This window comes from Pantoea sp. IMH (genome assembly GCF_000599885.1).
Classification (GTDB): Bacteria; Pseudomonadota; Gammaproteobacteria; order Enterobacterales; family Enterobacteriaceae; genus Erwinia.
This window is the reverse complement of the sequence record NZ_JFGT01000006.1, coordinates 312254-338184: the sequence shown is the minus strand read 5'-3', so window position 1 is coordinate 338184 and position 25931 is coordinate 312254. Positions and strand designations below refer to the sequence as shown.

Genomic DNA, 25931 nt, shown 5'->3' with positions numbered 1-25931 from the left:
TTCACCTATACTTGCTCCGTTATACTATCAGGCCATGTGCCCTTTTATTCTCTCTGGAAGGATAACCTTATGCGCGTACTGGTTGTGGAAGATAATCCGCTGCTTCGTCATCACCTGGCCGTTCAGCTGCGCGATATGGGCCATCAGGTGGATGCTGCGGAAGATGCCAAAGAGGCAGACTATTTTCTCAGCGAACATACGCCTGATATCGCCCTTGTTGACCTGGGTCTGCCTGATGAGGATGGCATGTCACTGATCCGCCGCTGGCGTGGCGAAGATATCAAGCAGCCCATTCTGGTACTGACCGCGCGTGAAGGCTGGCAGGCGAAGGTGGAAGCGCTTGAGGCCGGTGCGGATGACTATGTCACCAAGCCTTTTCATATTGAAGAAGTTGCCGCACGTCTCCAGGCGCTGATGCGTCGCAACAGCGGGCTGGCTTCGCAGATTATCTCGCTGGCGCCTTTCCAGATCGATCTTTCCCGCCGCGAGCTGACGATAAACGAAAGTCAAATTAAGCTGACCGCGTTTGAGTACACCATTATTGAAACGCTAATCCGCAACGCGGGCAAAGTGGTCAGCAAAGATTCCCTGATGCTGCAACTTTATCCCGACGCGGAACTGCGCGAAAGCCACACCATTGATGTGCTGATGGGCAGGCTGCGTAAAAAGATACAGGCGGAACATCCGGTCGATGTTATCACTACCGTGCGCGGTCAGGGTTACAGGTTCGATCTCTGATCTATGTCAGGCTCAACGACTAAAAAGCCTTTCTCACTCCGCGCGCGATTTCTGCTGGCGACGGCGGCCGTGGTGCTTATTCTGTCACTTTCTTACGGGATGGTGGCGGTGTTTGGTTACGTCGTGAGTTTCGATAAGAACACCTACCGGATAATGCGTGGTGAAAGTAATCTCTATTTTATGCTTGCCCAGTGGCGTGACGGCAAGCTCACCATCGCCCAGCCTGAACGCGTTTCGCTGAACTTTCCCACGCTCATTTTCATCTATGACGATCAGGGCAAGCTGCTGTGGCAGGTGCGTGATGTGCCGGAAATTCGTGAAAAAATCAAACCTGAGTGGCTGAAACGGGCGGATTTTTATGAAATTGATACCGACAACAGCACCAGCCGTCAGGCGCTCGGTAATAATCAGGAAGCCCAGAATCAGCTAACCGCCTACGATTACGACAACAACGACACCTTTACCCACTCGGTGGCCGTCAATCACTATCAGGCCACGCCAAACCTGCCCGCGCTGACGATTGTGGTTGTCGACTCAATGCCGCAGGAACTGCAGCACTCTGACGTCGTCTGGTCATGGTTCAGCTACGTGCTGCTGGTCAATTTGCTGCTGGTCATCCCTCTGCTATGGCTCGCCGCCCACTGGAGTTTGCAGCCGATTGGCAAGCTGGCAAGCCAGGTTCGCGAGCTGGAAACCGGCAGCCGCGACACGCTCGATCCGCAACCGCCACAGGAGCTGAAAAGCCTGGTGCGCAACCTGAATTTGCTGCTTGATAACGAGCAGAAGCGCTATACCCGTTACCGTACTACCTTAAGCGATCTCACCCACAGCCTGAAAACGCCGCTGGCCGTGCTGCAAACCACGCTGCGGTCGCTCCGTGGCAACCTGACGATTGAGCAGGCTGAACCTATTATGCTGGAGCAGATCAGCCGTATTTCCCAGCAGATTGGTTACTACCTTCACCGCGCAAGCATGCAGGCGGATCACAACGTGCTGAAGCGCGATCTGCACTCGGTTCCCGGCCTGCTTGACAGCCTCTGCTCAGCGCTGAATAAAGTTTACCAGCGTAAAGGCGTCTCGCTGACGCTGGATATTACGCCGGAACTGACATTTATTGGCGACCAAAACGATTTTATGGAAGTAATGGGCAACGTGCTGGATAACGCCTGCAAATATTGTCTGGAGTTTGTGGAAATCAGCGCCCGGCAGTCTGACGACCAGCTGCATCTGATTGTGGAAGATGATGGTCCGGGCATCCCGGCCAGCAAGCGCGATCTGGTCTTTATCCGCGGCCAGCGCGCCGACACGCTGCGTCCCGGTCAGGGGCTGGGTCTGGCGGTTGCACGGGACATTCTGGAGCAGTACGAAGGCGATATCATCGCTTCCTCCAGCGAACTGGGCGGCGCGCGTATGGAAGTGATCTTCCGGCGCCAGGGCGGTGTTCAGAACCACGGGGAAGACTAATCCGCTTCCCATGCCCCTTGCTTCTCTCCCGGTGGCTCTCTGCCTGGATTCAGCCTGCTCTGTCCTGCAATGCTTATCCACGTCATTAGCTCATTCAGTGGCCTGATATTTAACGGTTTACTGCCCTTTGCTTAATTTTCCGGCAGGCCATCTCATCTGCGCTGCTATTCTTACTGCTGCAAACCAGGCACAGGGTACTCCCCGCGAAACGCCTGAAATCACAATCATTAAGCGTTCCTAAGCCAGAAAACGCGGTTCAGATCCGCGGAAGGCAGCATGACGGAGAGGAAGTCAAATGCTGAATGTTGTAGCCATATTTTTATCAATAACCGCCCTGCTGGCCTATTTCAACCGACGTTATGTCGGCCTGCCGCCCGCCATTGGGGTGATGGCCATTGCACTGGTGCTCTCGCTGCTGAATATGCTGGCCGATAAGCTGGGTTTCCATACGCTGAGCCTGCTTGAGCAATCACTGGTAGAATCCGTCGATTTTTCTGAACTCCTGATGCAGGGCATGCTGTCGCTGTTGCTGTTTGCCGGCGCCATACATGTCAACCTTAAACAGCTACGTGCTTACCGGTGGCAGGTAGCCTCACTGGCGGTCATCGGGACTGCGCTTTCAACCGTGATTATCGGTGTCGCTCTGTGGGGGATCTCACTGCTCACCGGGCTACAGCTCCCCTTCATTTACTGTCTCATTTTTGGCGCCTTGATTTCACCCACCGATCCAATAGCGGTGCTCGGCATTCTCAGCGCAGTTGGCGCGCCAAAGAATGTGGAACTGGTGATGTCTGGAGAATCACTTTTTAACGATGGTGTGAGCGTGGTGTTGTTTTCCCTGCTGCTTGGCATGCTCGCCGGCGCGGAGGTTCCCACGGTGTCGGGTACGGCTACGCTACTCCTGAGAGAAGCAGGCGGTGGCGCATTACTGGGCGCCCTGATGGGATATATCATCTACCTGATGCTTAAAAGTATCGACAGTTATCAGGAAGAGGTACTGCTGACGCTGGCAGCCGTTTTAGGCGGCTACGCGCTGGCAATCGCGCTGGAAGTCTCCGGTCCCCTGGCAATGGTAGTGATGGGGCTGATTATCGGCAATCAGGGGCGTTCCAGCGCGATGTCTGAAGAAACAGAGCGAAATCTTGATATGTTCTGGGAACTGCTCGATGAAATTCTCAACGCTGTGCTGTTTGTATTGATCGGGCTTGAGGTGATCCTGCTTCATTTCACCCATACGCTGCTGGGCGTGGCAGGCCTGGTCATTCTTCTGACGCTCGCTGCACGGCTACTGACCGTTGGCCTGCCGGTTGCCCTGCTTGATTCCCGGTTTCGTTTACCGAAAGGCGCCTGGGCGGTACTGACCTGGGGCGGGCTGCGCGGCGGCATTTCCGTGGCGCTGGCGCTTTCCCTGCCGCCTGGAGAGACACGGGATACCCTCGTTTCGCTGACTTATCTGGTCGTGGTCTTCTCTATTCTTGTGCAGGGAACCTCTGTTGGAAAGCTGACGAGCCGGGTGATGCGGCCTGATAAATAAGGTGTCGGATGCTGCTTTCTCCCGATCAAGGTAGAGTGCGCTACCCTTACTGATACGGCGCCACTAAGCTGGTTTTCCCGCAGTTATGCATTATGTTTATCCTCTGATAACGGAGAAAATATGGAAGGGATATTTTTCAGCAACACTGCTTTTCTGGTGCGCACGCTTGTCATCGGCGTGTTCGCCTATATTAACCTGATCGTCCTGCTACGGCTGTCTGGCCTGCGTACGCTTTCTAAAATGAATGCGTTCGATCTGGTGGTTACCGTGGCGCTCGGTTCCACCTTTGCCACGATATTACTTAACCGCGACGTTTCTCTCGCCCAGGGCACGCTGGCGTTCGCCCTGCTGATAGCATTGCAGTACGTTGTCTCCTGGACGAGCGTCAGATCTCGTGGGTTCAGCAAACTGGTAACGGGTGAACCCCGGCTTCTGTTCTTCCAGGGTCAGTTTCTTTCCCAGGCTCTGCGGGCGGCGCGGGTCAATGAAGATGAGATCTACGCTGCCATCCGCGCAGGCGGACACGCCGCGCTGGAAGAGATTGATGCGGTCATACTTGAGTCAGACGGCAGCTTCAGCGTAGTCAAATCATCGCCGGATAAAGGATATTCAGCCCTCGCTGACGTCAGGGCGCCAAAGCCGGTTGAGTAAGCCCGGTCAAATGCAGCAAATGCGTTACCTTGCTGACCTCCGGCCCTGTTATAATTGCCGAAACTCTGCCCTTCAGGAACCCGCATTATGGACTATCAGCTCGATCTCAACTGGCCCGATTTTATCCAGCGCTACTGGCAAAAACGCCCGGTCGTGCTCAAGCGCGGCTTTAAACAGTTTGTCGATCCTCTCTCCCCAGACGAACTGGCCGGACTGGCAATGGAGAACGAAGTTGACAGCCGCCTGGTCAGTCACGATGAGGGCAAATGGCAGGTGAGTCACGGCCCTTTTGAAAGCTACGATCACCTGGGTGAGAACAACTGGTCGCTGCTGGTGCAGGCTGTCGATCACTGGCATGAACCTTCAGCGGCGCTGATGCGACCGTTCCGCTTTCTGCCGGACTGGCGCACCGACGATCTGATGATCTCCTTCTCGGTTCCTGGCGGCGGCGTGGGGCCACACCTCGATCAGTATGATGTTTTCATCATTCAGGGCACGGGTCGTCGCCGCTGGCGCGTTGGCGAAAAAGTGGCGATGAAACAGCATTGCCCTCACCCGGATCTGCTTCAGGTCGACCCTTTTGAGGCGATCATTGATGAAGAGCTGGAACCGGGAGATATTCTTTATATTCCGCCGGGCTTTCCTCATGAGGGCTACTCACTTGAGAACTCGCTGAACTATTCCGTCGGCTACCGGGCGCCCAGCGGCAGGGAACTGATTAGCGGCTTTGCCGATTACGTACTTTCCCGAGAGCTGGGCAGCCACCGCTACAGCGATCCAGACATTTCTGCCCGGGACAATCCTGCTGAGGTGTTGCCACAGGAGATTGATGGGATCCGTGCCATGATGCTCGAACTTCTCGGGCAGCCAGAGCAATTTAAGCAGTGGTTTGGTGAATTTATCTCACAGTCACGCCATGAGCTGGATATTGCACCGCCTGAGCCGCCTTACCAGCCAGACGAAATTTACGATGCTCTGCAACAGGGCGATACGCTGAGCCGTCTGGGTGGACTGCGCGTTATCTCCGTTGGCGATGCCGTTTTCGTTAACGGAGAGCAGATTGAATCCTCACATCGCGATGCGCTAAAAACGCTGGCTAACCGGCACAGTGTGGATGCAGAAGCGCTGGGTGCTGCGCTGGACGATCCCTCCTTCCTGGCCCAGCTTGCCGCGCTGGTGAACAGCGGTTACTGGTATTTCGGCGAAGAAGCGTAATCAATCCCCCTCCCGCCGCCCTGCGGCGGGAGGGGGATCGCAAGGCCTATGTTTCAGGCTTCAGCCACGTTACGTTGTCACGTATTACGTGGCAAATGTAACGCCGGGAGGCTGCCTTAACTTTTCGCTTTCTCCGCCGTTAATGCAGCGATACGCATAATTACCGCTACCGCTTTTTCCATAATATCCAGCGACGCGAACTCATGTTTACCGTGATAGTTGTAACCGCCGGTAAAGAGATTTGGGCAAGGCAGTCCCATAAAAGAGAGCGCTGCGCCATCCGTTCCTCCCCGGATCGGTTTCACTACCGGCTCGATATCGCAGTCACGCATCGCCTGAAGCGCCGTTTCGATAATATGGGGATGCGCCTCAATTTTTTCCCGCATATTGTAGTAACTGTCTTCAATCTGCACCTCAATGCCACAGCCAGCCTGCAGGTCTTGCGACAGCGCAGCAGCGATAGACTTTATCCTGTTCTTGCGCGCCTCAAAGCCTTCGCGGTCAAAGTCGCGGATGATGTAGTGCACTTCCGCCTTATCCACTCCCCCTTTGATGCCGTGGAGATGATAAAAACCTTCATGGCCTGCGGTCTGCTCCGGGACTTCCCGCGCCGGTATGGCGGCATGAAAGCGCATCGCCAGATCGAGAGCATTTACCATTGCGCCTTTTGCTGTGCCGGGATGGACATTGTTGCCGCTAATTTTCAGCGTAACGGAGGCGGCGTTAAAATTCTCATACTCAAACTCGCCCATCCCGCCGCCATCCACGGTATAGGCCCAGTCTGCCGCAAAGGCCGCCACGTCAAAAGCGCGGGTGCCTTTACCAATTTCTTCATCCGGCGTGAAGGCGATACGGATATCGCCGTGAGGCAGATCAGTATGAATAAGGCGCGCCAGCGCGGTCATAATTTCCGCCACACCCGCTTTGTCATCGGCGCCGAGCAACGTTTTACCGTCGGTCGTGATCAGCGTATGGCCGGTCAGCGTATGGAGCACCGGAAACATCACCGGTGAGAGTATCTCATCGCCAATTCCCAGCGCGATGTCGCCACCGCGATAGTTCTCAACGATTTGGGGATTAACGTTTTTTGCCGTGAAGTCTGGGGAGGTATCCATATGGGCGATAAACCCAATGGTCGGTACCGGCCAGGTGACGTTTGAAGGCAGTGTCGCCATCACTATTCCCCGATCGCTCAGCGTGACCTCAGCCAGGCCTAACTCAGCAAGCTCTTCCTGAAGAAGCTTTGCCAGTACCCACTGCCCCTCCGTGCTGGGGACCTGACGCACGTGATTTTTCGACTGCGTGTCGTATGAAACATAGTTTAAGAAGCGATCGAGTAATCTGTCCATTTGCCATCCCTTTGATTGCCTTTCTCTATTATCGGGAACCTGAATGCGCAGAATATTGCGTCAGGTCACTTCAATAGCGTGTTGACCACCACCTTTGTGGCCGTCAAACCTGATTTTAGCCGTTTTTATTATGCAGTAAGGCGTAATGGCAACTGGTCAGTAGAGTGTTTACCGTCAGTCAGGCGCCTGGACTGGCGTCTGGGGATAGTGGATCAGGCTCTGAAAGCGCACAATGCCGGGCTTTTCGTTACGGTAACTATGCGGACCGTCGGCCTGAAACCGCAGCCCCTCGCCTACCGCCAGCCTGTACTCCGTTTCGTTAACAACCAAAGTCAGCTCTCCCTGCAGAACAAAGATATGTTCAATCACGCCAGCATCATGCGGAGAGGAGTTGCTGATCGCCCCGGCAGCCAGCTCAACACAAAGCATGTCGAAACCAAGCTGGTGATCGAACGGAAACAGAGGCGCGACGCGCATCGTTGCGGTGTGCTGCTGCCACTGGGAAGTTTGTTCACTGCGAAGAGCGCCCGGGTTGTCATGTTGCGGGCCGCTGGTGATAAAAGCGGAGAAAGGAACATGAAAGCCGGTCGCGATTTTCCATAATGTCGCCACCGTCGGGCTGGATTCCCCCCGTTCTATCTGTCCCAGCATCGCTTTACTGACGCCGGTCTGCCCAGCCGCCTGGGTCAGACTCCAGCCGCGCGACAGGCGCAGCGTCTTCAGAATGTGTCCCGGATTGGGAAAGTTTTCGCTCATAGTTCCTCCGCTAAGGCGGCAGTATAGCGCCTTGTGCGCTATAACGCACGGTGCTATATTGTGCGCTATAACGCACAGCCGGAGCGACCCATGCGCCCACCATTCTCATTTCGCCATCTTTCACTGCCTGCGATCATCGCGGGTTTTGTTGCCGTACTGGTGGGGTATACCAGCTCCGCCGCCATTATTTTCCAGGCCGCAGGGGCGGCAGGCGCATCAGAAGCCACCACCGGCGGCTGGTTAACCATGCTCGGAGTGGCAATGGGCGTCACTTCACTCGGGCTTTCGCTCTGGTATCGCACGCCGGTGCTGACCGCCTGGTCAACGCCAGGAGCGGCACTGCTGGTCACCAGCTTGCCCGGTACGCCGCTGCCCGATGCCATCGGTATTTTCATCTTCGCCTCTGGCCTGATACTACTTTGCGGCGTGACAGGACTGTTTGCCCGGCTGATGAAACATATTCCCCAGGCGATTTGCGCCGCGATGCTGGCCGGCATCCTGCTGCGGTTTGGCCTCGACGCTTTCGCCTCGCTTCAGCTTAACTTTGCCCTGACTTTCACGATGTGTCTGACCTATCTGCTGGCACGGCGCTTTATTCCCCGTTATGCCATCCTGTTGACGCTGATGGCGGGCCTGGGTGTTGCCGGTACCGGCGGCGATATTCATTTTTCCGGCCAGCCAGTGGCTTTCGCCATGCCTGCCTTTACCGCACCGCACTTTACGCTTTCATCACTGATTGGCATCGGTATTCCTTTTTTTGTCGTGACCATGGCGTCGCAGAACGCACCGGGGATCGCTACTCTGCAGGCTGCTGGCTACCGGACGCCAGTTTCTTCACTGATGGCCTGGACCGGACTGACGTCGCTGTTGCTTGCGCCGTTTGGCGGCTTTTCGGTTTGTATTGCCGCCATTACCGCCGCCATTTGTATGGGTCAGGACGTACATCCCAATCCGCAGCGTCGCTACTGGGGCGCCGCCTGTGCCGGTCTGTTTTATCTGCTCGCGGGGCTGTTTGGCGGGGCAATTGGCCAGCTTTTCAGCGCGCTGCCGCCTGCGCTGATCCATACCATTGCCGGGCTGGCACTACTGGGGACCATCGCAGGCAGTCTGCAACGCGCGCTGGCGGATGAGACGCAGCGCGAAGCCGCCGTGATCGCCTTTCTTATTACCGCCTCCGGGCTGAGCCTGGCAGGTATTGGCGCCGCATTCTGGGGGCTGGTGGGTGGCGTCATAGCGCAGCTGATTTGCTCACTGGCAAAAGGCGAAAAGCAGGCCGGTAGCTGACTGCTCTAAAGGAGGGGGCTGTCGCGGGCAGAGCGCCGCGCGTGGTGTACACTCGCGCTGAAAGCGTGCCAACATTTGCGGAACATCAGACCGGAATGATACAGGCGGAGCGCCGCATATACCGGGCATAGAATGCAAACCGGTTGCCGTCTCTTCGGCATCCAACAGGCTCGTCCCGGGCAGCATAAATAGAAAAATCAGGGGCAGAAGCCTTTCTGCCCCTGAAAGTCTATCTGGCAATTTTTTCCAGCAGTCCGGCGACGAAAGCGGGTACAACCTCAGTTGCCGGGCCGTATACTTTCTCTTCAAACTCGCTGCCCACCTGGCTTGGCTCAAGATTAAGCTCAACAGTGTGCGCGCCCTGCAGTTTGGCTTCATGCACGAAGCCCGCCGCCGGATAAACGTGACCCGATGTACCAATTGCCACGAAATAGTCCGCACCGCTCAGCGCATCGTAGATTTCATCCATCTGCAGCGGCATTTCGCCGAACCAGACCACATGCGGGCGGAGCCTGGAGGGAAACTGGCAACAGTGGCAGCGATCGTCCGGCTTCACATCTTCCGTCCAGTGCAGGATCTGACCGCTGGTGGCGCAGCGCACTTTCAGCAGCTCACCATGCATATGGATCACATTACTGTTGCCCGCTCGCTCATGCAGGTTGTCGATATTCTGCGTGACCAGCAAAAAGTGGTCGCCCAGCGTCGCCTCCAGCTCAGCCAGCGCCATGTGCGCCGCATTCGGTTTGATCCCGGGTTGCAGCAGCTGACGACGGCGGGCGTTGTAAAACGCCTGCACTTTCTCCGGATCGCGCGCAAAGCCTTCCGGCGTCGCCACATCCTCGACTTTATGATCTTCCCATAATCCATCCGCAGCCCGGAAGGTACGGATACCAGACTCGGCCGAAATCCCCGCACCGGTCAGTACCACAACCCGGGGCAGAGGATGCCTGGCCAGTTCAATCGTGCGATCCCGCTCAAAAATTCGCTGGCGGAAGCGCTGGTGCACCTGGCGGCGCGTCTTTTTGTAGCGTGCCAGCCGTAACCGGCGACGGGGTGTTCGAATCATCATTTAATCCTTAACGTGCAGGAATGCGGCACCGCGCATTCCGCCTGCGTCTCCGTGACGCGCTTTTTCAAAACGGGGCAGCCTGGCAACCGGCAGCAGGTGCGGCTTTACGCGTTCGGCCAGCCCCTCGTAGAGCGCGTCGAAATTTGACAGCCCCCCGCCCAGCACCACAAGGTGCGGATCCACCAGCGTCAGGAGGTTTCCCAGGCAGACCGCCAGCAGTTCCTGATAACGCCGCGTGTGGGCGATGGCCTGAGCGTCCCCCTGATAATAGCGGGTGATGATTTCTGGCGCACTGAGCGCGTGATGATAATGTTGCTGCCAGAGACGGGAAAAGCCCGGCCCGGATAGCCAGCTTTCAATGCATCCCCGCTTACCGCAGCCACAGAGCGGCTGCTGCACGTCGCGTCCCAGCACCGCCAGCGCATCTATCGGCAGGCGCATATGGCCGAATTCACCGGTGACATAATTGCGCCCCGTCACCGGACGGCCATCCACAATAAGCCCGCCGCCAACGCCGGTACCGAGGATCAGCCCCATCACCACCGGATATTCCCGGAACGCTTCATCCCAGGCTTCAGAGAGCGTAAAGCAATTGGCATCATTGTCGATACGCACTTCCCGGCCCAGACGCTGGCTGAGATCGGCCCGCAGCGTTCTGCCTCGCGCGGCAGGAATATTGGCCGTAAACAGCGTGCCGTCGTCAGGCACCGGCAGGCCCGGCACGCCGATGCCCACGCTGCCCCGCTCGTCACACAGCGCATCCGCTTCAGCGGTGAGCGTACAGAGTACCGTCAGCAGTTCCTCATAATCCTGCGGCGTCGGCACTCGCTTACTCCATACCTGCTCACGCCGGTGGTTATAAACGCCAAGGGCGATTTTGCTGCCGCCGACGTCAAAGCCGTAATAGCTGGCCATGGCTTACTGACCGCTCAGCACGCGCGCCGGATCGATACGGCTGGCCCGGCGGGCCGGATACCAGCTGGCGATCAGACTCAGGATCAGCGAAGTGACCAGCACGATCGCCACGTCCATCCAGTGCAGCTCCGATGGCAGGAAATCGATAAAATAGATATCTCCGGAAAGGAAATGGTAGCCGGTCACTGTTTCAATGCCGCGAATGATCGGCGTGAGATTAAAGGCAGCCAGCACGCCCACAACCACGCCGCTGACGCTGCCCACCAGCCCGGCCATCAGTCCATACCAGACAAAGATCGCACGGATCAGGCCATCGCCTGCGCCAAGCGTGCGCAGTACCGCAATGTCACCACTTTTATCTTTCACCGCCATCACCAGCGTGGAAACGATATTAAAGCAGGCGACGCCGATAACCAGCACCATTGCCAGATACATGATGGCGCGGATCATCTGAATATCCCGGTACATATAGCCATAGGTACCGATCCAACTGCGAATGTAGACATAAGAGTGCGTCACTTCCCCCGCGTCGCGCACCAGCTTTTGGGCCGCAAAAGGATCGGACATCTTCATCGCAATGCCGGTTACGTTATCGCCCATTCCAAGATATTGCTGCGCATCCGCCAGCGGCACCAGCGCGAGGCTGTGATCGAGCATCCCGCTGAGCGCCAGAATACCACTCACTTTAAGACGTACACGCTTCGGCTGCAGCAGTTTATGCTGCGGATCGCTGTTAGGAATGAGGATAGTCAGCCAGTCGCCCTGCTTCACCTTCAGGCTGTTTGCCACGCCCTGCCCGAGGATAATCTGCTGCTCACCCGCCTGGAAGCGCTGCCAGGCATTATCCTGAACATAGGCAGGCAGTGCGCTGAGCTGGGTTTCCCGCTGCGGATCGACGCCTTTAACCTGTACAGCCTGCAGCTTTGCGCCACTTTCAATCAGCCCGGTAAAGTTGATGTAGGGCGCAGCGGCGGCAATACCTTTCACCGCGGCGACTTTTGGTAACAGCGCCTGCCAGCCGGTAAAAGGCTGACTGACCGGCTCGATCTCACCATGAGGAACCACCGCAAGGATACGGTTATTCAGCTCACGTTCGAAGCCGTTCATCGCGCTTAAGCCCACAATCAGCACCGCCACGCCCAGCGCGATGCCAAGTGTGGAGATCACAGAAATCAGTGAAACCATACCGCTGCGGCGGCGGCCGCGGCTGAAGCGCAAGCCGAGCAGAAGAGAGAGCGAGCCCATTACAGCGTACCCGCCAGGGTGACGTCGCCGGTCAGCTGCCCATCGCGCATTTCCATCTGGCGGTTAAGCCGCTTCGCCAGATGCAGATCGTGTGTCACGACCAGAAACGCAGTTCCCTGGCGGACGTTAAGCTCGCCCAGCAGATCGAAGATGGCATCCGCATTGCGGGCATCCAGGTTACCGGTTGGCTCATCGGCCAGCACCAGGCGCGGGTTATTAACCAGCGCGCGCGCTATCGCCACGCGCTGCCGTTCGCCGCCGGAGAGTTCCGACGGGCGATGCGCCGCCCGCTTCTCAAGGCCGACGGCAGCCAGCAACTCGCGCGCTTTCGCTTCCGCTTCGCCTTTGGCCGTTTTGCCAATCAGCAGCGGCATCGCCACATTTTCCAGGGCGCTGAAATCGGGCAGGAGATGGTGAAACTGATAGATAAACCCCAGCTCGCGGTTACGCAACCCTGCTTTCGCTGAGGAGGACATACCGTTCAGCGAACGGCCGTTAAAAATCACATCGCCGGAAGTCGGCGTATCCAGCCCCCCCAGCAGATGCATCAGCGTACTTTTACCGGAGCCGGAACTGCCGACAATCGCCATCATTTCACCCGGCGCCACGCTGAAAGAGACGTTGCGCAGGACATCAGTTTCGACGCTGCCTTCCTGATAGCGTTTGCACAGGTTGTCGCACTGCAACAAAATCGGGTTACTCATAACGTAAAGCCTCAGCGGGTTGAACGGCGGCGGCGCGCCAGGAAGGATAGAGCGTGGAAACCAGCGCCACGATCATGGCGATAATAACAATGGTCACCACCTGCGGCACGGAGATCACCACCGGTAGCGCGGCGCCATCCAGGAACGCGCCAATCAACGGCATCAGGTTGTTAAGCTGGCTGGCAAGTAAAACGCCGAGCAAGGCTCCCAGCACTGCTCCGACGATGCCTGCCGTGGCACCCTGCACCATAAAGAGCAGCATAATTTGCCGGCGGGTCAGCCCCTGGGTTTGCAGGATAGCGACCTCGCCCTGTTTCTCCATAATCAGCAGCCCCAGCGACGTAACGATATTGAAGGCGGCCACGGCAACGATCAGGCTGAGCAGCAGCCCCATCATATTTTTTTCCATTCTGACGGCCTGGAACAGCTCGCCCTTACGCTCCCGCCAGTCTTTCCAGACCAGGCCGGCCGGCAGCGCTTGCTGGCTGAGCGCATCAACCGCCAGCGGTTTATCCAGCCAGAGTCGCCAGCCGGTAATGTTGCCTGACGGATAGCGCATCAGACGAGAAGCATCCTGCTGGTTAGTCAGGATCTGATAGCCATCCACTTCGCTGTTGGCGGCGAAGGTACCGATGACGGTAAACAGGCGCTGGCTGGGCAGACGGCCCATCGGGGTAAACTGGCTTGCAGAAGGCACCATCAGGCGGATCTGCTCACCGCGCTGCACGCCGAGCTGGCCCGCCAGCTGCTCACCAATGATCACGTTATAACGACCGGGCTGAAGATCGCTTTGCTTCACGTTGACCAGGAACGGCGTCAGCGGGTCCGGCTCATCCGGATTTACGCCCAGCATAACGCCGACGCCCACGCTGCGGGCGCTTTGCAGCACCACATCGCCTGTCGTCAGCGGCGTAATCTGGCTGACTCCCTGTAACTGGAGTGAAGAGGCTGGCGTTTCTTTCGGATTGACTGACCCTTTTTCACTGGTCACTAACGCCTGGGGCATCAGGCTGAGGGTGTTTTGCTCAAGCTCGCGCTCAAAGCCGTTCATCACCGACAGCACGGTGACCAGCGCCATAACGCCAAGGGTAATGCCGATGGCGGAGAGCCAGGACACAAACCGGCCGAAACGGTCGGAAGCTCGTCCACGCATATAGCGCAGACCGATAAATAACGCGACAGGTTGATACATGTATTCCGTCTTCTGGCGATAGCGTTGGCAAAAAGTGATCGAAGATAATAAAGGTTAGCCCGCCGTTATGGAACCTCTAAGCCGCTGACTCTTCGGGTTAGTTTGTTTCTTTGCTGTGAAATACGCAGAACTTTGTATCGATAAGTAAGATTTGCCGGTTTATTGCGCATTTGATCCCGCTCGTTCGATCTAAACTCTATTAACCTCTCAGAGAAGGTGGACATACTTTAAAGGGGACAACGCGGTAACGTAAGTGCGGGAGTGGTAAAGATGTCTAAATATCCTAAAGGCAGTATCGTCAGACACAAAACGGGTGAGATTAAGGGAATGATCGTCAATGTCTTCGAACAGGGCGCTGCCCCGGCGGGTTATTACGTGAAATGGGATGATGGTAACCATAGCTATCACGGCGAAAATGAGCTGGTTTGGGCAAACATTGACCGACCCAGAATGCACTACACCCAACAATCGCCGAAATAGAGGTATACTCGGTTAGCTGAATCGGGCGCGCTGCGGCGTCCCGCTCTCCCTTTTGCGAAGAGACTTTCTGACTGATTATGCCTGAAACTACCCGATACACTCTGCCAGCGAAGGCTGGCGATCAGCGGCAACTGGGTCAACTGACCGGGGCTGCCTGTGCGGTTGAATGCGCGGAAATTATTGAGCGCCATAGCGGACCGGTGATGCTGATCGCGCCGGATATGCAAAATGCGCTGCGCCTGTATGACGAAATCAAACAGTTTACGCACGAACCGGTCTTCAGCCTGGCCGACTGGGAAACGCTGCCTTTCGACAGTTTTTCTCCCCATCAGGATATCATCTCTTCGCGTCTCTCCACGCTCTACGGCCTGCCAATGATGGCAAGAGGCGTGCTGATCCTGCCGGTGAATACGCTGATGCAGCGGGTCTGCCCACACGAATTCCTGCACGGTCATGCGCTGGTTATGCAGAAGGGGCAGCGGCTCTCCCGTGATAAATTGCGGGAGCAGCTTGAGCAGGCTGGCTACCGCCACGTCGATCAGGTGATGGAGCATGGCGAGTATGCTACTCGTGGCGCGCTGCTGGATCTCTACCCGATGGGCAGCGACCGTCCCTATCGCATTGACTTCTTTGATGATGAGATTGACAGCCTGCGGCTGTTTGACGCTGACAGCCAGCGTACGCTGGAAGAGGTTGCGGCGATCAATCTGTTGCCAGCCCATGAATTCCCGACGGACAAAGCGGCTATTGAGCTGTTCCGCAGCCAGTGGCGCGAGCATTTTGACGTGCGTCGCGAGGCTGAGCACGTTTACCAGCAGGTCAGTAAAGGTACCCTGCCCGCCGGGATCGAGTACTGGCAACCGCTCTTTTTTGAACAATCTCTGCCACCGCTGTTCAGCTATCTGCCCGCTAACACGCTGCTGGTGAATACAGGCAATCTGGAAAGCAGCGCCGATCGCTTCTGGCTGGATGTGACCTCCCGCTATGAAAACCGCCGTGTTGATCCGATGCGTCCGCTGCTGCCGCCAGAGTCGCTCTGGCTGCGCACCGACCAGCTGTTCAGCGAATTGAAAAAGTGGCCACGCATCCAGCTTTCCGGCGATCATCTGCCTGAAAAAGCAGCTAACACCAACCTGGGCTACCAGGGGCTGCCCGATCTCGCCGTGCAGGCTCAGGCTAAAGCGCCGCTGGACGCCCTGCGCCGTTTTATCGAATCCTTTGACGGGCCGGTTATCTTTTCAGTTGAGAGCGAAGGACGCCGTGAAGCATTACAGGAATTGCTGGCGCGCATCAAAGTTACTCCGAAAGCCATTAGCGAGCTTAACGAAGCCGCTGAACCCGGTTATTACCTGATTATCGGGGCCAGCGAGCATGGTTTTATCGACAGCCTGCGCCAGCGCGCGCTGATTTGTGAAAGCGATCTGCTGGGTGAACGCGTCAGCCGTCGCCGTCAGGACAGCCGCCGTACCATTAACCCGGATGTGCTGATTCGCAATCTGGCCGAACTGCATCCCGGCCAGCCGGTAGTACATCTGGAGCACGGTGTCGGACGTTATATGGGGCTGACCACGCTGGAAACGGGCGGGATCACTGCCGAATATCTGATGCTGACCTATGCGGGCGACGCCAAACTCTATGTGCCGGTTTCCTCGCTGCATCTGATTAGCCGCTATGCAGGCGGCGCTGATGAGAATGCGCCGCTGCACAAACTCGGCAGCGATGCCTGGCCCCGCGCCCGGCAAAAAGCGGCGGAGAAAGTGCGCGATGTGGCGGCTGAACTGCTCGATATCTATGCGCTGCGCGCCGCCAAGGCGGGATTCGCCTTCAAGCACGATCGCGAACAGTATCAGCTTTTCTGTGAGAGCTTTCCGTTTGAAACCACACCCGATCAGGCACAGGCTATTAACGCGGTTCTGAGCGATATGTGCCAGCCGCTGGCGATGGACCGACTGGTTTGTGGCGATGTGGGCTTCGGTAAGACCGAAGTGGCGATGCGCGCCGCCTTCCTCGCGGTGGAAAACCACAAGCAGGTCGCAGTGCTGGTGCCGACCACCCTGCTGGCTCAGCAGCATTACGATAACTTCCGCGATCGCTTCGCCAACTGGCCTGTCCGCATCGAGATGCTTTCCCGCTTCCGCAGCGCCAAAGAGCAGGCGCAGATCCTGACGGAAGCGCAGGAAGGAAAAATAGATATCCTGATCGGCACGCACAAACTGCTGGCAAACGATCTGAAGTGGCGCGATCTGGGACTGCTGATCGTGGATGAAGAGCACCGGTTTGGCGTCCGCCACAAGGAGCGGATCAAGGCGATGCGTGCCGACGTCGATATCCTGACGCTGACCGCCACCCCGATCCCCCGTACCCTGAATATGGCGATGAGCGGTATGCGCGATCTGTCGATTATCGCCACCCCGCCCGCGCGTCGCCTGGCGGTCAAAACCTTCGTGCGGCAATATGACGATCTGGTGGTCCGTGAAGCGATCCTGCGTGAGATCCTGCGTGGCGGCCAGGTTTACTACCTCTATAACGATGTTGAAAATATCGAGAAAGCGGCGAACCGTCTCTCAGAGCTGGTGCCCGAAGCGCGCGTGGCGATTGGTCACGGCCAGATGCGCGAGCGCGATCTGGAACGGGTGATGAACGATTTCCATCATCAGCGGTTCAACGTGCTGGTCTGTACCACCATCATCGAAACCGGTATCGATATTCCCACGGCCAATACCATCGTCATTGAACGTGCCGATCACTTTGGTCTGGCCCAGCTTCATCAGCTGCGTGGCCGCGTCGGTCGTTCACACCATCAGGCCTATGCCTGGCTGCTGACGCCGCATCCGAAAGCGATGACCACCGATGCCAGGAAACGGCTGGAAGCTATCGCCTCGCTGGAAGATCTGGGTGCGGGCTTTGCGCTGGCGACGCACGATCTGGAAATTCGCGGTGCCGGTGAACTGCTTGGCGAGGATCAGAGCGGACAGATGGAAACCATCGGCTTCTCGCTCTATATGGAGCTGCTGGAAAATGCCGTGGATGCCCTGAAGGAAGGGCGTGAACCGTCGCTGGAAGATCTGACCAGCAACCAGACAGACATTGAGCTGCGCATTCCTTCGCTGCTGCCGGACGATTATATCCCCGACGTGAATACGCGCCTTTCCTTCTATAAGCGTATCGCCAGCGCCCAGGAAGATGGTGAGCTGGAAGATCTGAAAGTGGAGCTGATAGACAGATTCGGCAAGCTTCCCGACGCCGCGCGTAATCTGCTGGATGTGGCCGCGCTCCGTCTGGTGGCGAAACAGATCGGTATCCGTCGCGTTGAAGCGAGCGATAAAGGCGGTTTTATCGAATTTGCCGAGAAGAACAAGGCCGATCCTGGCTGGCTGATTGGACTGATGCAGAAAGAACCGCAGCACTGGCGGCTTGACGGTCCGGCTAAGCTGAAATTTATTCGCGATCTCGGCGAGCGTAAGCTGCGGATCAAGTGGGTGCGGGAGTTTATGGATCAGATTCTGGCGAATGCCGCCTGACGCCATCTCCTTTCTCTGCCTTCCACCTGTAGATGAAAGCGTGCGCTGCACGCATAACGTTACAGGTCGCAGGCGGGAGAACTTGCGCGCTAAAGGGCAGAATGACTCTACTGAGGCTGGCTGATTAGCTGGCTGGCTGGGGCAGGCTGTCGCATTAAGAGAAAAAGAGGAACAACGGTTTTTTTACCAGGAGTGAGCGTTATTTACGGTTCCTGGGAGGGTGTTTCAGGCAGATCAGGTTGTTGCCTGTTCATCGTGATCGCTGTAAGCCTTACGCAATAGTAATGAGTCGGGCCGGATAGAGAGCCTGTTAATCCGGATCCTTAAACACGTTAACCCCCGACCGCCTGGCCGGGGGCATCAGCATCAGAAACGGTAGCCGAGGCCTACGTTAAAACCATTTACCGTTACGTTATCATTATATTTAACGCGGGTGCCTTCGTACCCAATATTAACGGAGAGATTTTCTGTCGGATTGACAACCACACCTGCGCCATAAGCGAACGAGGTTTTGCTTTCGTTATACTCTTCTGAGTAAGTCGTAAGGTAAGTTGTTTTATCATTGACTTTTGTGTGCGCCATACCCGCAAGCGCATAAAGGCTGAAGTACTCATTAATGCGATACGCCGGGCCTGCCATCAGTGAATAGTATTTCACATCCGTTTTTCCGTCATAACCGCCGATATCACCGAAAGCTTCAACCCGCTCGGAATAGCTGTCATCGCCTTTCATATAGGTGAAAGAGCCAATAATGCTGACAGGTGAATCCCATTCGTAGCGATATTGAGCATTCACGCCACGGATATTTTTAAAGTCCTGCACCTTGCTCTGTGCATAGCCAAGCGATAGCGTGTGGTTGTCAGCCAGTGCGCCGGTAGCTATCATTAATCCACCACAAAATAAGGCCGCTGCTGTGATGTTGAATTTCATTATTTATTCCCTTTTTTCCGTAGTTAATTAAATCCCTACGTCCTGTTGCAGGGTTATGCTCCCTGATTTATCAGTAAACCCCAGTTCAACACAATGAATGGTTTCTCAGCGTATACTGAACAGGTTTTTTGACAGGCGTCCTGTCCCAGCTAATTACCGGAATGAGGGGCCTGTTTGAACCGGCATATAACTTTCTATGCCATTTCAAATCCACTCCTGGGAAGGATTCCTTGCGTCTGGCTGAGTGTCAGGCCAGAAAATAATTTAGCTTATCTTTACCTTCGGGGTAGAACGGAAGAACCTTGTTGAGCGACAAGGGGCAGAGTTAGAGCACTCAATCTCACTGCAGATTACCGTATCGTTCTTTTTGCGGTGATAATAGTAAACAAATTCCTAGGGTTAAGGCAAGCACACTTTTTATCATGAATGCCCGCATGTACTTCGCTGACTTTTCAGCGCTTGCTCATGCGCGCACTTTACATTAGTCGTGATAACTTATGGATTTGGGTGGCGACAGGTATGTGACCCATTTTGCCCTTAGCGCATTGCCACCTTCCTGTGCGTCATATCTTTTCGGGGAACCCTGCGTCCTCGCAATATCTGCCACCTGGCTGGAGATTTGCGCTATCAGCTGTGCCTGCTGCTGGCGGTGCTGGGGTTTGAGACGGGACAGAAGATCGAAGTGATCGCCGGGCCGGGGCAGCTAATCATCCGGCTGGCGGGGGAGAAGTAGCTGACGGATTTAAGTAAAATCCCGCTGAAAGGGCGGGATTGGTGAGTTTATTTAGTAGGCTTCTTATTAACTTTACACTCTTTCAGTTTTCCTTTAATCCAGATGCCTAAGCCTAGAATTATCCCTCCGGCTGTGCCTCTTTTTAAGGAATCAAGAAGAACCATTTCCCAATCAAAATTAAATATTCCTATTTTAAAATAAACGATAACAGAAGCCAACAGATAGCCTATTACTACAGCGCAACAAATAATGCAGATGCAATAAAAAATTAATATTAATAAACCCCATACGTTAATTATCCCCATTTTTTTCACCCGCATTATTCAGAGCATCTTGTACATTTTTACCAGTTACCTCGCTTACGGTACCGCCTGTTATCACTCCTATTAATTCAGCACTACCTTCTTTAATAGCGGGCTTTAACTGCTCTGTAGCAACTTTACCAACAGCGCCGCCAAATATTGAACCGGCTCCGGCTGCAATAGCAGAGTTAGCTGGAACTTCCCCTTTAATACTGCTTCCAATCGACGCTCCCCCCATATTAATCGGAGTCGAAGCTATAATGCCTTTTCCTGTCGTCGCTGCCGCTGTAACTCCCGCCATAATCGCATCCACATAGCTTAACGGATCTTTTCCTGCAAGCTGAACGCCAGCATTAACTCCAACACCGATTGCCGCATTCGTTGCCATTCCTTTCACAGTAAGGCCCAGCGTGCTGCCACTACACCTCTGCATCCTTCTTCTGCTCTGGCGTTATCATCTTCAGCTTATCAGTGGCTGTTTTCGTCGCCGCAATCTGCCCCTGTGTCCTGGCGATGTCTACCGCCTTAACGTCAGGTGTACTTAAGTTTTTGCAGGTTTCTTTTTTGGCCTAAAGCAACAATTTCACAATCAGGTTCGTCATAACGCCCCAATGCAAAAAAAACGACACCATTATTTATCCAGATATTACTCATCCATTCTGTTATCTGCCTCGGTATGGAAGAAGTCATATTTACATTAGTTGATGGGATGGTTGAAAAAAACACCCTCTCGCCGCTATTAATTAAGCTTTCGATTACTCCCAAGCTATTTGATTTAACAGAACCTAAGCCGGAAAGAATCAACCCTTCACTTCCTTTAACTATCAAATCTTTTTTTTCCCCAACCCCATTAACTTTAACACCTCTAACATTAAGTAACCCCCAGGTTTTTCTGTGGTTAACAATTGCGCTATCAGGTTGCTCCGCTGATAAAACGACAAATGTGTATATATCTTCATCGCTAACACCTGCAGAATAATTCTTTACCATTTTTTTCAATAAATCCTCACCGAAATTTTTTAGTGGCGCATTGGGTAATTCCCAGCTCACTGCAGAGATACCCTTGCCGCTTATTGAAAATAAGTTAAAATCTGTAATCTCATTTTTTTCATTTATATCTTCAGCATATCTAATAACAACATCAGTAGTCATAGTGGTTACCTGCAGGATCGTTAAAATGTGAGCCTCGATTTTGAGGATCATCGACTCCAAAGAAATGGCCTCCAGCATCATCTCTTATATAAACTTTTTGCGTACCTCCTCCCGGTTTTTGAACTATAAATTCATATATATAACCCGGTTGAGGATTACCACGCTTGTCTATATTAGGGGATACCTTATTGGGGCTTTGACTCACTGGTATACCAGGCTGTCTCTTCGCTTCATTAAAAGCACCTGAGCGACCAGCCCCTTCAGGAGAAAGATTTGCAGGTTTATCCCCTTCAGCCAGATAAGCTAAATCATCCTTATTCTGAGCAGGAATCGGCGTGACCGTGGTATTACCAGCCGTATCGGGCAGACCTTCCGTATTCCCTGTATTGCTGGATCCCTGCTCACCAGACCAATCCGGCGTGGTCAGTATCGCTCCTTTCTTTTCATCCTGCGCCGGATTTACCAGCTTACCCCCCGTCAGGTCATCATCAACCGGCACGGTTTCCGTTTTGCTGCCTGCCCCATTTGTATGCTGCTTGCTCTGCGCCGAAGCGATTGCCATCAGCACGCAGTTGGGATTTGCCCGGCAGGTCGAATCAAGGCCTTCCTTAACTGCTTTTGTCAGTGCCAGGGCCGCCTGCTCATTAGCTCCGCCTTTGCCTGCTTCAGCCATCGCCGCCGAATTCAGCGTTTCGTGCGCCAGCATTTGCTGCAACATGCCCATACTGACCATATTATTACTGACTTCGTTCTAGCCCGCCTGCGCTCCGGCTACTGCGTCCGCCGTGCCGTTTCCGGTCAGGCCGCCCGCAAGGCCCGCCGCAACCGTACCCAGCGCGACCTTTAAGCGCCTGGTCATACAGCCTCTGGTACACCTGCTGCGTGATATCCATCTTCGCCGGCTCAAGGCCCGGGTTGGCCTCTTTCCATTCCTTTTCCGCTGCCGCACGCTGCGCCGGCGTGACCGCCTTATGCTCTCCGTGGCTTTCTTCATCGCAGTCAGCTCGCCCTGCGTCCTCGCAATATCTGCCGCCTGGCTGGAGGGGACACTGGCTGGAAGCGCTGGGCTTTACCACTGGACAGAAGATCGAGGTGATCACCGGACCAGGACAGTTGCTCACCCGGCTGGCGACTGAAGGGTAACTGGTTAACCAATAATGTAAAACCCCGGCAATAAAGCCGGGATTTGCGTATATCACTTAGGATCTGGAGGTGAGGCCGGTTTCTCTTTCGACATGAGACATTGTCCTATGCCAATAATAACCCCACATCCGATTGATATTTCAGCTCCTCTAATTAAGTCATTTCGATGAAAATCAAAATCACCTAATAAAAAATAGGATGCTAGAGATATAAGCATTCGACCACCTACAAGAATAATGAAAAGGCCCACTACCCATGAAGAAATCAATAATATTAAGAGTTTAATTTTCTTATTTTGCATCACTCTTTTTCTCCAGTTTCTGCTGAAATTTTTCAGCCAGGTTCTGTGCGGAACTTCCAAGATATTAAGAACCAGCAGATTCAGCTACTGCTCCTGTTATTTTAGGTATAGTAAATTGAGGAATTATGGTTTGCAGTTTATCTATACCTTTACCTATAGTTGCGCCCCCAAGGGTTCCTAAGCCTGCTCCGATCATCGGCGCTGCGGCATCTTTCCCCTGCAAGCTAGCTCCCACATACGCTCCGGTAATACTCGCTACTTCCGTAAACCTGAATCCTTTACCCTCAGTTACTCCGCTGATACCTGTAGCGATAAGTGCATCAGTTGTACTGAACGGTTCCCCACTATTTAGCTGATTAAACACATTAGCCGCACCACCGATAGCGCCTGCACCGATGACACTTCCCGCTGTTGCTGTAGCTGGCAAAAGAACAGGTGCCAAAACTGTAGTCATGCCTGTTCCCCACGCCGTTAATAAGCCTGTTGCCGCATTTTGTCCGGCTGGCATATCACCCGTCACCAGCTTATTAGAGGCATATTTGATTTCTTCTGGTGTTGCCGGATTAAGTACGTTGCCCGCCTCGTCTGTGAGGTTGGTATTATTTACCAGCGATCCCTGAGCCTGAATATTATTTTGGAAGCCGGTGCCAAAGCCGTCCAGGCCGGATAGCGCATTATTCTCAACCGCATTCTGCCCGGCCTGCGCCCCCGTCACCGCGCTGTCCGCGCCTTCTTCCGCCAACCCTCCGACCGGCGTGCCCAGCGTTGCTGCTCAGAAAAAGTAGAGCGGTAAAAAAGATCCCAACTTGGTGGTCGGGATCGCTAATTACTGAGGATCAGATGGAGGAGATTTTCGGCCCTTTTTCTCGTCTATCTTCGCGAAAATCCACGCTCTCAGAGCCGCAGCTGTTCCCGCAATGATACTTGCAGCCAAAACATGTTCAATATCTGATTGATCAATACTCAATTTATGGTCAATGAGTAGTTGTATAATTATCATAGCCAAAGAAAAGAAAATTAAACAGCAGAAAATCATGTATACGATGCTTAAAAATAGTAAAATTATAGTTGGCTTATTTTTTCTTTTCATTGATCCCATCCTTTGTAGCATTACTAATAAATTCTCCTCCTACTGCACCTATAATATCACCGACAGGGGCAGAACCTGAGCCTAAAACAGGGTTAAATAACGGTGGTGCAATCAGGCCAACTGCTGTACCAAACGCCCATCCAGCGCTTGTGCCAGTTAAGGCACCCTCATCAGGTCCATCAGTAAACACAGTTCCTCCCAGTGAGATCCCTAAGTTGGCTCCTATTCCACGCCCTGGAGCCAGCGCCCCGGTAACAGCTGCAGAAGCACTTCCCCAGTAATCCCATGTTTTTCGCTGATATTCAGGCAGGCTCTGATTCTTCTTGCTATTGATATCAAACCATTGATAAGTACCATTAGCTATTTCAGCTATCGTTGCACCGGTCACGACTTTTCCGACACTTGCAGCAGGGCCTAAGTAAGCCGCTCCTGCAATCAGCACACCATCCTTATAACCATTCACGATAACTTTTGTAATATTCGCACTTTCTGGCAAGTCACCTTTTGCATTTTTACTCAGTGCTGCACTGACCTTTTCTGCTGAAGCTCCTGAATTCATCATTGATTCTCCCAAGGTTACTGCTGCATTACCGTAGCTGTTGAATCCTGATGGCAAATTAAACAATTCATTATTCTCAACCGCATTCTTCCCGGCCTGCGCGCCCGTCACCGCAGCACCCGCACTGTCCCCGGCAAGCCCGCCCGCCAGACCCGCCGCCAGCGTCCCCAGCGCGCTGATGGTCTGACGCTGCTCCTCGCTCAGGTCTGCACGGTCAACGCCCGGATAGAGCTGCTGCGCGATATACTCGCCCGCCGCGCCGCCTGACGATCCCGCCAGCGCCGAACCGCCCGACGCCTGCGCCACCGCCGCGCCCAGCACCGCGTGCGCTATCAGGTTTGCCTCGACGTTCACCACCTCTTTGCCGTTTGCATCCGTGGCGGTGGTCGCTTTATGTATCAGCTCCGCCAGGTACGGCGCCGCACCGCCCGCAACGGCTCCCGCCACGTTGCCGCCCGCCAGCGCCGAGGCCGCCGCCGTCGCCGCGCTGATGCCCTGCTGGAGCGCCCCGCCCGTTCCTTTACCGCTGTCCAGCATCGCTTTGTTATAGGATGTCTGGTACAGCTGCTGAACGATATCGCCCTGCGTCGGCGTTTTGTTCGGGTTCGCCTTCTGCCACGCTTTCTGTGCTGCTTTGAGCTCTTCCGGACCGGCCTTATTCAGCGCGTCCGTGGCCTTCTTCGTCGCCGCTATCTGGCCCTGCGTCCTCACGATATCGCTGGCCTGCAGGCCGATGTCCACCACCGCCTGCACCGTCTCCACCCGCCGCTGCTCTTTCTCCCTGTCGAAGATTTTATCCAGACCCGGGTTGGCGTTCGCCACGTCGCGGCTCAGGTCGTTCACGCTCTGCTGCTGCTTCTCACCGTTGCGAACGGTAATGATGCCCTCGCTCACCGCCGACTTTGTTGTTGAACTTGCGCTGCCGCCGCCGTTGATGCCCGCCAGCATCGTGCTGGCCAGGTTGCCGAGCATCTGGCTGCCAATAGGGCCGCCGCTGCTCATGCCCACGCTCTGGTGTTCGACCTTATAGTCCGCGCGGTTTTCAATACTGCTGAAGCCCAGCGTGCCCGTATCCAGCCGGTTTGTTACCAGCGGTGGCGGTGGAACCGATGACCGCGCCGTTGAGCTGCGTGTGGTTATCCACAGTGATATCAAAATCTCAGCTTCAACCTGCTCACCGGCCTTCTGCTCCAGAGTCTTGCCTTCAGACTGCGCCTGCGCAATATCACCCAGAGAGTTATTCTCAACAACACTCCCAGCCGCAAAGGCTGGAATTGTTGTTAATCTCAGTCAGGGGCCGAAGGTGGCTTTTTACGGACGTTAAATTTATCTATTAGATTAAATACTATTGTGGCCAGTGTAATCGCAAAACCAGCTATACACCCAAACACAAAAATCCTTTCCACATGATAGACAGGAAAAAAAAAGTATCGTTTTGTTAGATAGATAAACAATGCCCCCCCACCTATAAGGAGGAAACCCAGCACAATGCAAAAAACACATGAATATATAAGCAACTTAATATAAGCAATCATTCTCCCCCTTCCTTGTTTCTTTCTAAAGATGGTTGTGGGCTATTTACTGCATCTTTTACTTATCCACCT

General features: G+C 54.7%; 25 protein-coding genes and 1 pseudogene. 10 read left to right on the top strand and 16 right to left on the bottom strand.

Translation table 11 applies throughout. The annotated features are described in order from the left end of the window. The first annotated feature begins 69 nt into the window (after nucleotides 1–69). The 5 genes from phoP to EA20_RS0115925 all read left to right on the top strand — a co-directional run bounded on the left by phoP (nucleotide 70) and on the right by EA20_RS0115925 (nucleotide 5602). A complete protein-coding gene (gene phoP / locus EA20_RS0115945; RefSeq protein ID WP_024967777.1) occupies nucleotides 70–738 on the top strand; it encodes a two-component system response regulator PhoP in 669 nt (222 codons plus the stop codon). Between the two features lie 3 nt (nucleotides 739–741). Next, nucleotides 742–2202, top strand: coding sequence for a two-component system sensor histidine kinase PhoQ (gene phoQ, locus EA20_RS0115940; RefSeq protein ID WP_024967776.1), 1461 nt, complete (start codon nucleotides 742–744; stop codon nucleotides 2200–2202). 295 nt (nucleotides 2203–2497) lie between these two features. Then, nucleotides 2498–3736: a sodium:proton antiporter gene (locus tag EA20_RS0115935; protein ID WP_024967775.1), complete on the top strand. Its 1239-nt coding sequence runs from the start codon at nucleotides 2498–2500 to the stop codon at nucleotides 3734–3736. A gap of 120 nt (nucleotides 3737–3856) precedes the next feature. Beyond that, a complete protein-coding gene (locus EA20_RS0115930) occupies nucleotides 3857–4387 on the top strand; it encodes a DUF421 domain-containing protein (protein ID WP_024967774.1) in 531 nt (176 codons plus the stop codon). Nucleotides 4388–4474: 87 nt separating this feature from the next. Beyond that, nucleotides 4475–5602: a cupin domain-containing protein gene (locus EA20_RS0115925; protein WP_024967773.1), complete on the top strand. Its 1128-nt coding sequence runs from the start codon at nucleotides 4475–4477 to the stop codon at nucleotides 5600–5602. Between the two features lie 116 nt (nucleotides 5603–5718). On the opposite strand, the gene pepT is transcribed toward EA20_RS0115925, so the two are convergent. Both pepT and EA20_RS0115915 read right to left on the bottom strand, forming a co-directional pair. Beyond that, nucleotides 5719–6951: a peptidase T gene (gene pepT, locus EA20_RS0115920; protein WP_024967772.1), complete on the bottom strand. Its 1233-nt coding sequence runs from the start codon at nucleotides 6949–6951 to the stop codon at nucleotides 5719–5721. Nucleotides 6952–7125: 174 nt separating this feature from the next. Further along, the gene (locus tag EA20_RS0115915; protein ID WP_024967771.1) at nucleotides 7126–7707 is read right to left on the bottom strand and encodes a helix-turn-helix domain-containing protein; all 582 of its coding nucleotides are present in this window, start codon (nucleotides 7705–7707) and stop codon (nucleotides 7126–7128) included. A 90-nt stretch (nucleotides 7708–7797) separates the two neighbouring features. Between EA20_RS0115915 and EA20_RS0115910 the strand changes: the two genes are divergently transcribed. Next, complete coding sequence (locus EA20_RS0115910) at nucleotides 7798–8991, top strand: benzoate/H(+) symporter BenE family transporter (RefSeq protein WP_024967770.1); 1194 nt, start codon at nucleotides 7798–7800, stop codon at nucleotides 8989–8991. Between the two features lie 229 nt (nucleotides 8992–9220). On the opposite strand, the gene cobB is transcribed toward EA20_RS0115910, so the two are convergent. The 5 genes from cobB to lolC are packed head-to-tail and all read right to left on the bottom strand — an operon-like array spanning nucleotide 9221 to nucleotide 14116. Then, the gene (gene cobB, locus EA20_RS0115905) at nucleotides 9221–10057 is read right to left on the bottom strand and encodes a Sir2 family NAD+-dependent deacetylase (protein WP_038381730.1); all 837 of its coding nucleotides are present in this window, start codon (nucleotides 10055–10057) and stop codon (nucleotides 9221–9223) included. Nucleotides 10058–10060: 3 nt separating this feature from the next. Beyond that, on the bottom strand, nucleotides 10061–10975 hold the full coding sequence (gene nagK, locus EA20_RS0115900) for an N-acetylglucosamine kinase (protein ID WP_024967768.1): 915 nt from the start codon (nucleotides 10973–10975) through the stop codon (nucleotides 10061–10063). 3 nt (nucleotides 10976–10978) lie between these two features. Further along, nucleotides 10979–12220: a lipoprotein-releasing ABC transporter permease subunit LolE gene (gene lolE / locus EA20_RS0115895; protein ID WP_024967767.1), complete on the bottom strand. Its 1242-nt coding sequence runs from the start codon at nucleotides 12218–12220 to the stop codon at nucleotides 10979–10981. Beyond that, complete coding sequence (gene lolD, locus EA20_RS0115890) at nucleotides 12220–12924, bottom strand: lipoprotein-releasing ABC transporter ATP-binding protein LolD (protein ID WP_024967766.1); 705 nt, start codon at nucleotides 12922–12924, stop codon at nucleotides 12220–12222. Before lolD ends, lolE begins: the two co-directional genes overlap by 1 nt. After that, nucleotides 12917–14116: a lipoprotein-releasing ABC transporter permease subunit LolC gene (lolC, locus tag EA20_RS0115885; protein ID WP_024967765.1), complete on the bottom strand. Its 1200-nt coding sequence runs from the start codon at nucleotides 14114–14116 to the stop codon at nucleotides 12917–12919. Before lolC ends, lolD begins: the two co-directional genes overlap by 8 nt. Nucleotides 14117–14386: 270 nt before the next feature. Between lolC and EA20_RS0115880 the strand changes: the two genes are divergently transcribed. Both EA20_RS0115880 and mfd read left to right on the top strand, forming a co-directional pair. Next, the gene (locus EA20_RS0115880; RefSeq protein WP_024967764.1) at nucleotides 14387–14596 is read left to right on the top strand and encodes a hypothetical protein; all 210 of its coding nucleotides are present in this window, start codon (nucleotides 14387–14389) and stop codon (nucleotides 14594–14596) included. 77 nt (nucleotides 14597–14673) lie between these two features. Further along, on the top strand, nucleotides 14674–18117 hold the full coding sequence (mfd, locus tag EA20_RS0115875) for a transcription-repair coupling factor (protein WP_024967763.1): 3444 nt from the start codon (nucleotides 14674–14676) through the stop codon (nucleotides 18115–18117). A 366-nt stretch (nucleotides 18118–18483) separates the two neighbouring features. Here the strand turns inward: mfd and EA20_RS0115870 are convergent, their stop codons facing one another. Next, nucleotides 18484–19047, bottom strand: a complete 564-nt coding sequence (locus tag EA20_RS0115870) for an Ail/Lom family outer membrane beta-barrel protein (RefSeq protein ID WP_038381702.1) — start codon at nucleotides 19045–19047, stop codon at nucleotides 18484–18486. Between the two features lie 643 nt (nucleotides 19048–19690). Between EA20_RS0115870 and EA20_RS20855 the strand changes: the two are divergent. Beyond that, nucleotides 19691–19780: pseudogene (locus EA20_RS20855) on the top strand (type I toxin-antitoxin system SymE family toxin); the annotation flags it as partial. A gap of 291 nt (nucleotides 19781–20071) precedes the next feature. Here the strand turns inward: EA20_RS20855 and EA20_RS0115860 are convergent. From EA20_RS0115860 to EA20_RS21140, 4 genes are all read right to left on the bottom strand, one after another. After that, nucleotides 20072–20470: a hypothetical protein gene (locus EA20_RS0115860; protein WP_235192658.1), complete on the bottom strand. Its 399-nt coding sequence runs from the start codon at nucleotides 20468–20470 to the stop codon at nucleotides 20072–20074. 143 nt (nucleotides 20471–20613) lie between these two features. Next, nucleotides 20614–21234 (bottom strand): hypothetical protein, encoded by a 621-nt coding sequence (locus tag EA20_RS0115855; protein WP_024967760.1) that lies wholly within the window; start codon nucleotides 21232–21234, stop codon nucleotides 20614–20616. Next, on the bottom strand, nucleotides 21224–21952 hold the full coding sequence (locus EA20_RS19990) for an HNH/endonuclease VII fold putative polymorphic toxin (protein ID WP_235192657.1): 729 nt from the start codon (nucleotides 21950–21952) through the stop codon (nucleotides 21224–21226). The genes EA20_RS0115855 and EA20_RS19990 overlap by 11 nt, the downstream gene beginning before the upstream one ends. 33 nt (nucleotides 21953–21985) lie before the next feature. Next, nucleotides 21986–22093, bottom strand: coding sequence for a VENN motif pre-toxin domain-containing protein (locus EA20_RS21140; RefSeq protein WP_071995437.1), 108 nt, complete (start codon nucleotides 22091–22093; stop codon nucleotides 21986–21988). Between the two features lie 167 nt (nucleotides 22094–22260). Between EA20_RS21140 and EA20_RS21135 the strand changes: the two genes are divergently transcribed. Continuing rightward, complete coding sequence (locus EA20_RS21135) at nucleotides 22261–22377, top strand: SymE family type I addiction module toxin (RefSeq protein ID WP_071995450.1); 117 nt, start codon at nucleotides 22261–22263, stop codon at nucleotides 22375–22377. Nucleotides 22378–22429: 52 nt separating this feature from the next. On the opposite strand, the gene EA20_RS20840 is transcribed toward EA20_RS21135, so the two are convergent. The 4 genes from EA20_RS20840 to EA20_RS0115830 form a co-directional block, all read right to left on the bottom strand. Beyond that, nucleotides 22430–22681 carry a hypothetical protein gene (locus EA20_RS20840; protein WP_152540246.1) on the bottom strand — a complete coding sequence of 84 codons (252 nt, stop codon included), beginning with the start codon at nucleotides 22679–22681 and terminating at the stop codon, nucleotides 22430–22432. A gap of 61 nt (nucleotides 22682–22742) precedes the next feature. Further along, on the bottom strand, nucleotides 22743–23441 hold the full coding sequence (locus EA20_RS20645) for a VENN motif pre-toxin domain-containing protein (RefSeq protein ID WP_152540245.1): 699 nt from the start codon (nucleotides 23439–23441) through the stop codon (nucleotides 22743–22745). Nucleotides 23442–23504: 63 nt separating this feature from the next. Further along, a complete protein-coding gene (locus EA20_RS0115835) occupies nucleotides 23505–23768 on the bottom strand; it encodes a hypothetical protein (protein ID WP_024967757.1) in 264 nt (87 codons plus the stop codon). Beyond that, nucleotides 23752–25482 (bottom strand): VENN motif pre-toxin domain-containing protein, encoded by a 1731-nt coding sequence (locus EA20_RS0115830; RefSeq protein ID WP_235192656.1) that lies wholly within the window; start codon nucleotides 25480–25482, stop codon nucleotides 23752–23754. The genes EA20_RS0115835 and EA20_RS0115830 overlap by 17 nt, the downstream gene beginning before the upstream one ends. Nucleotides 25483–25931 lie beyond the last annotated feature (449 nt).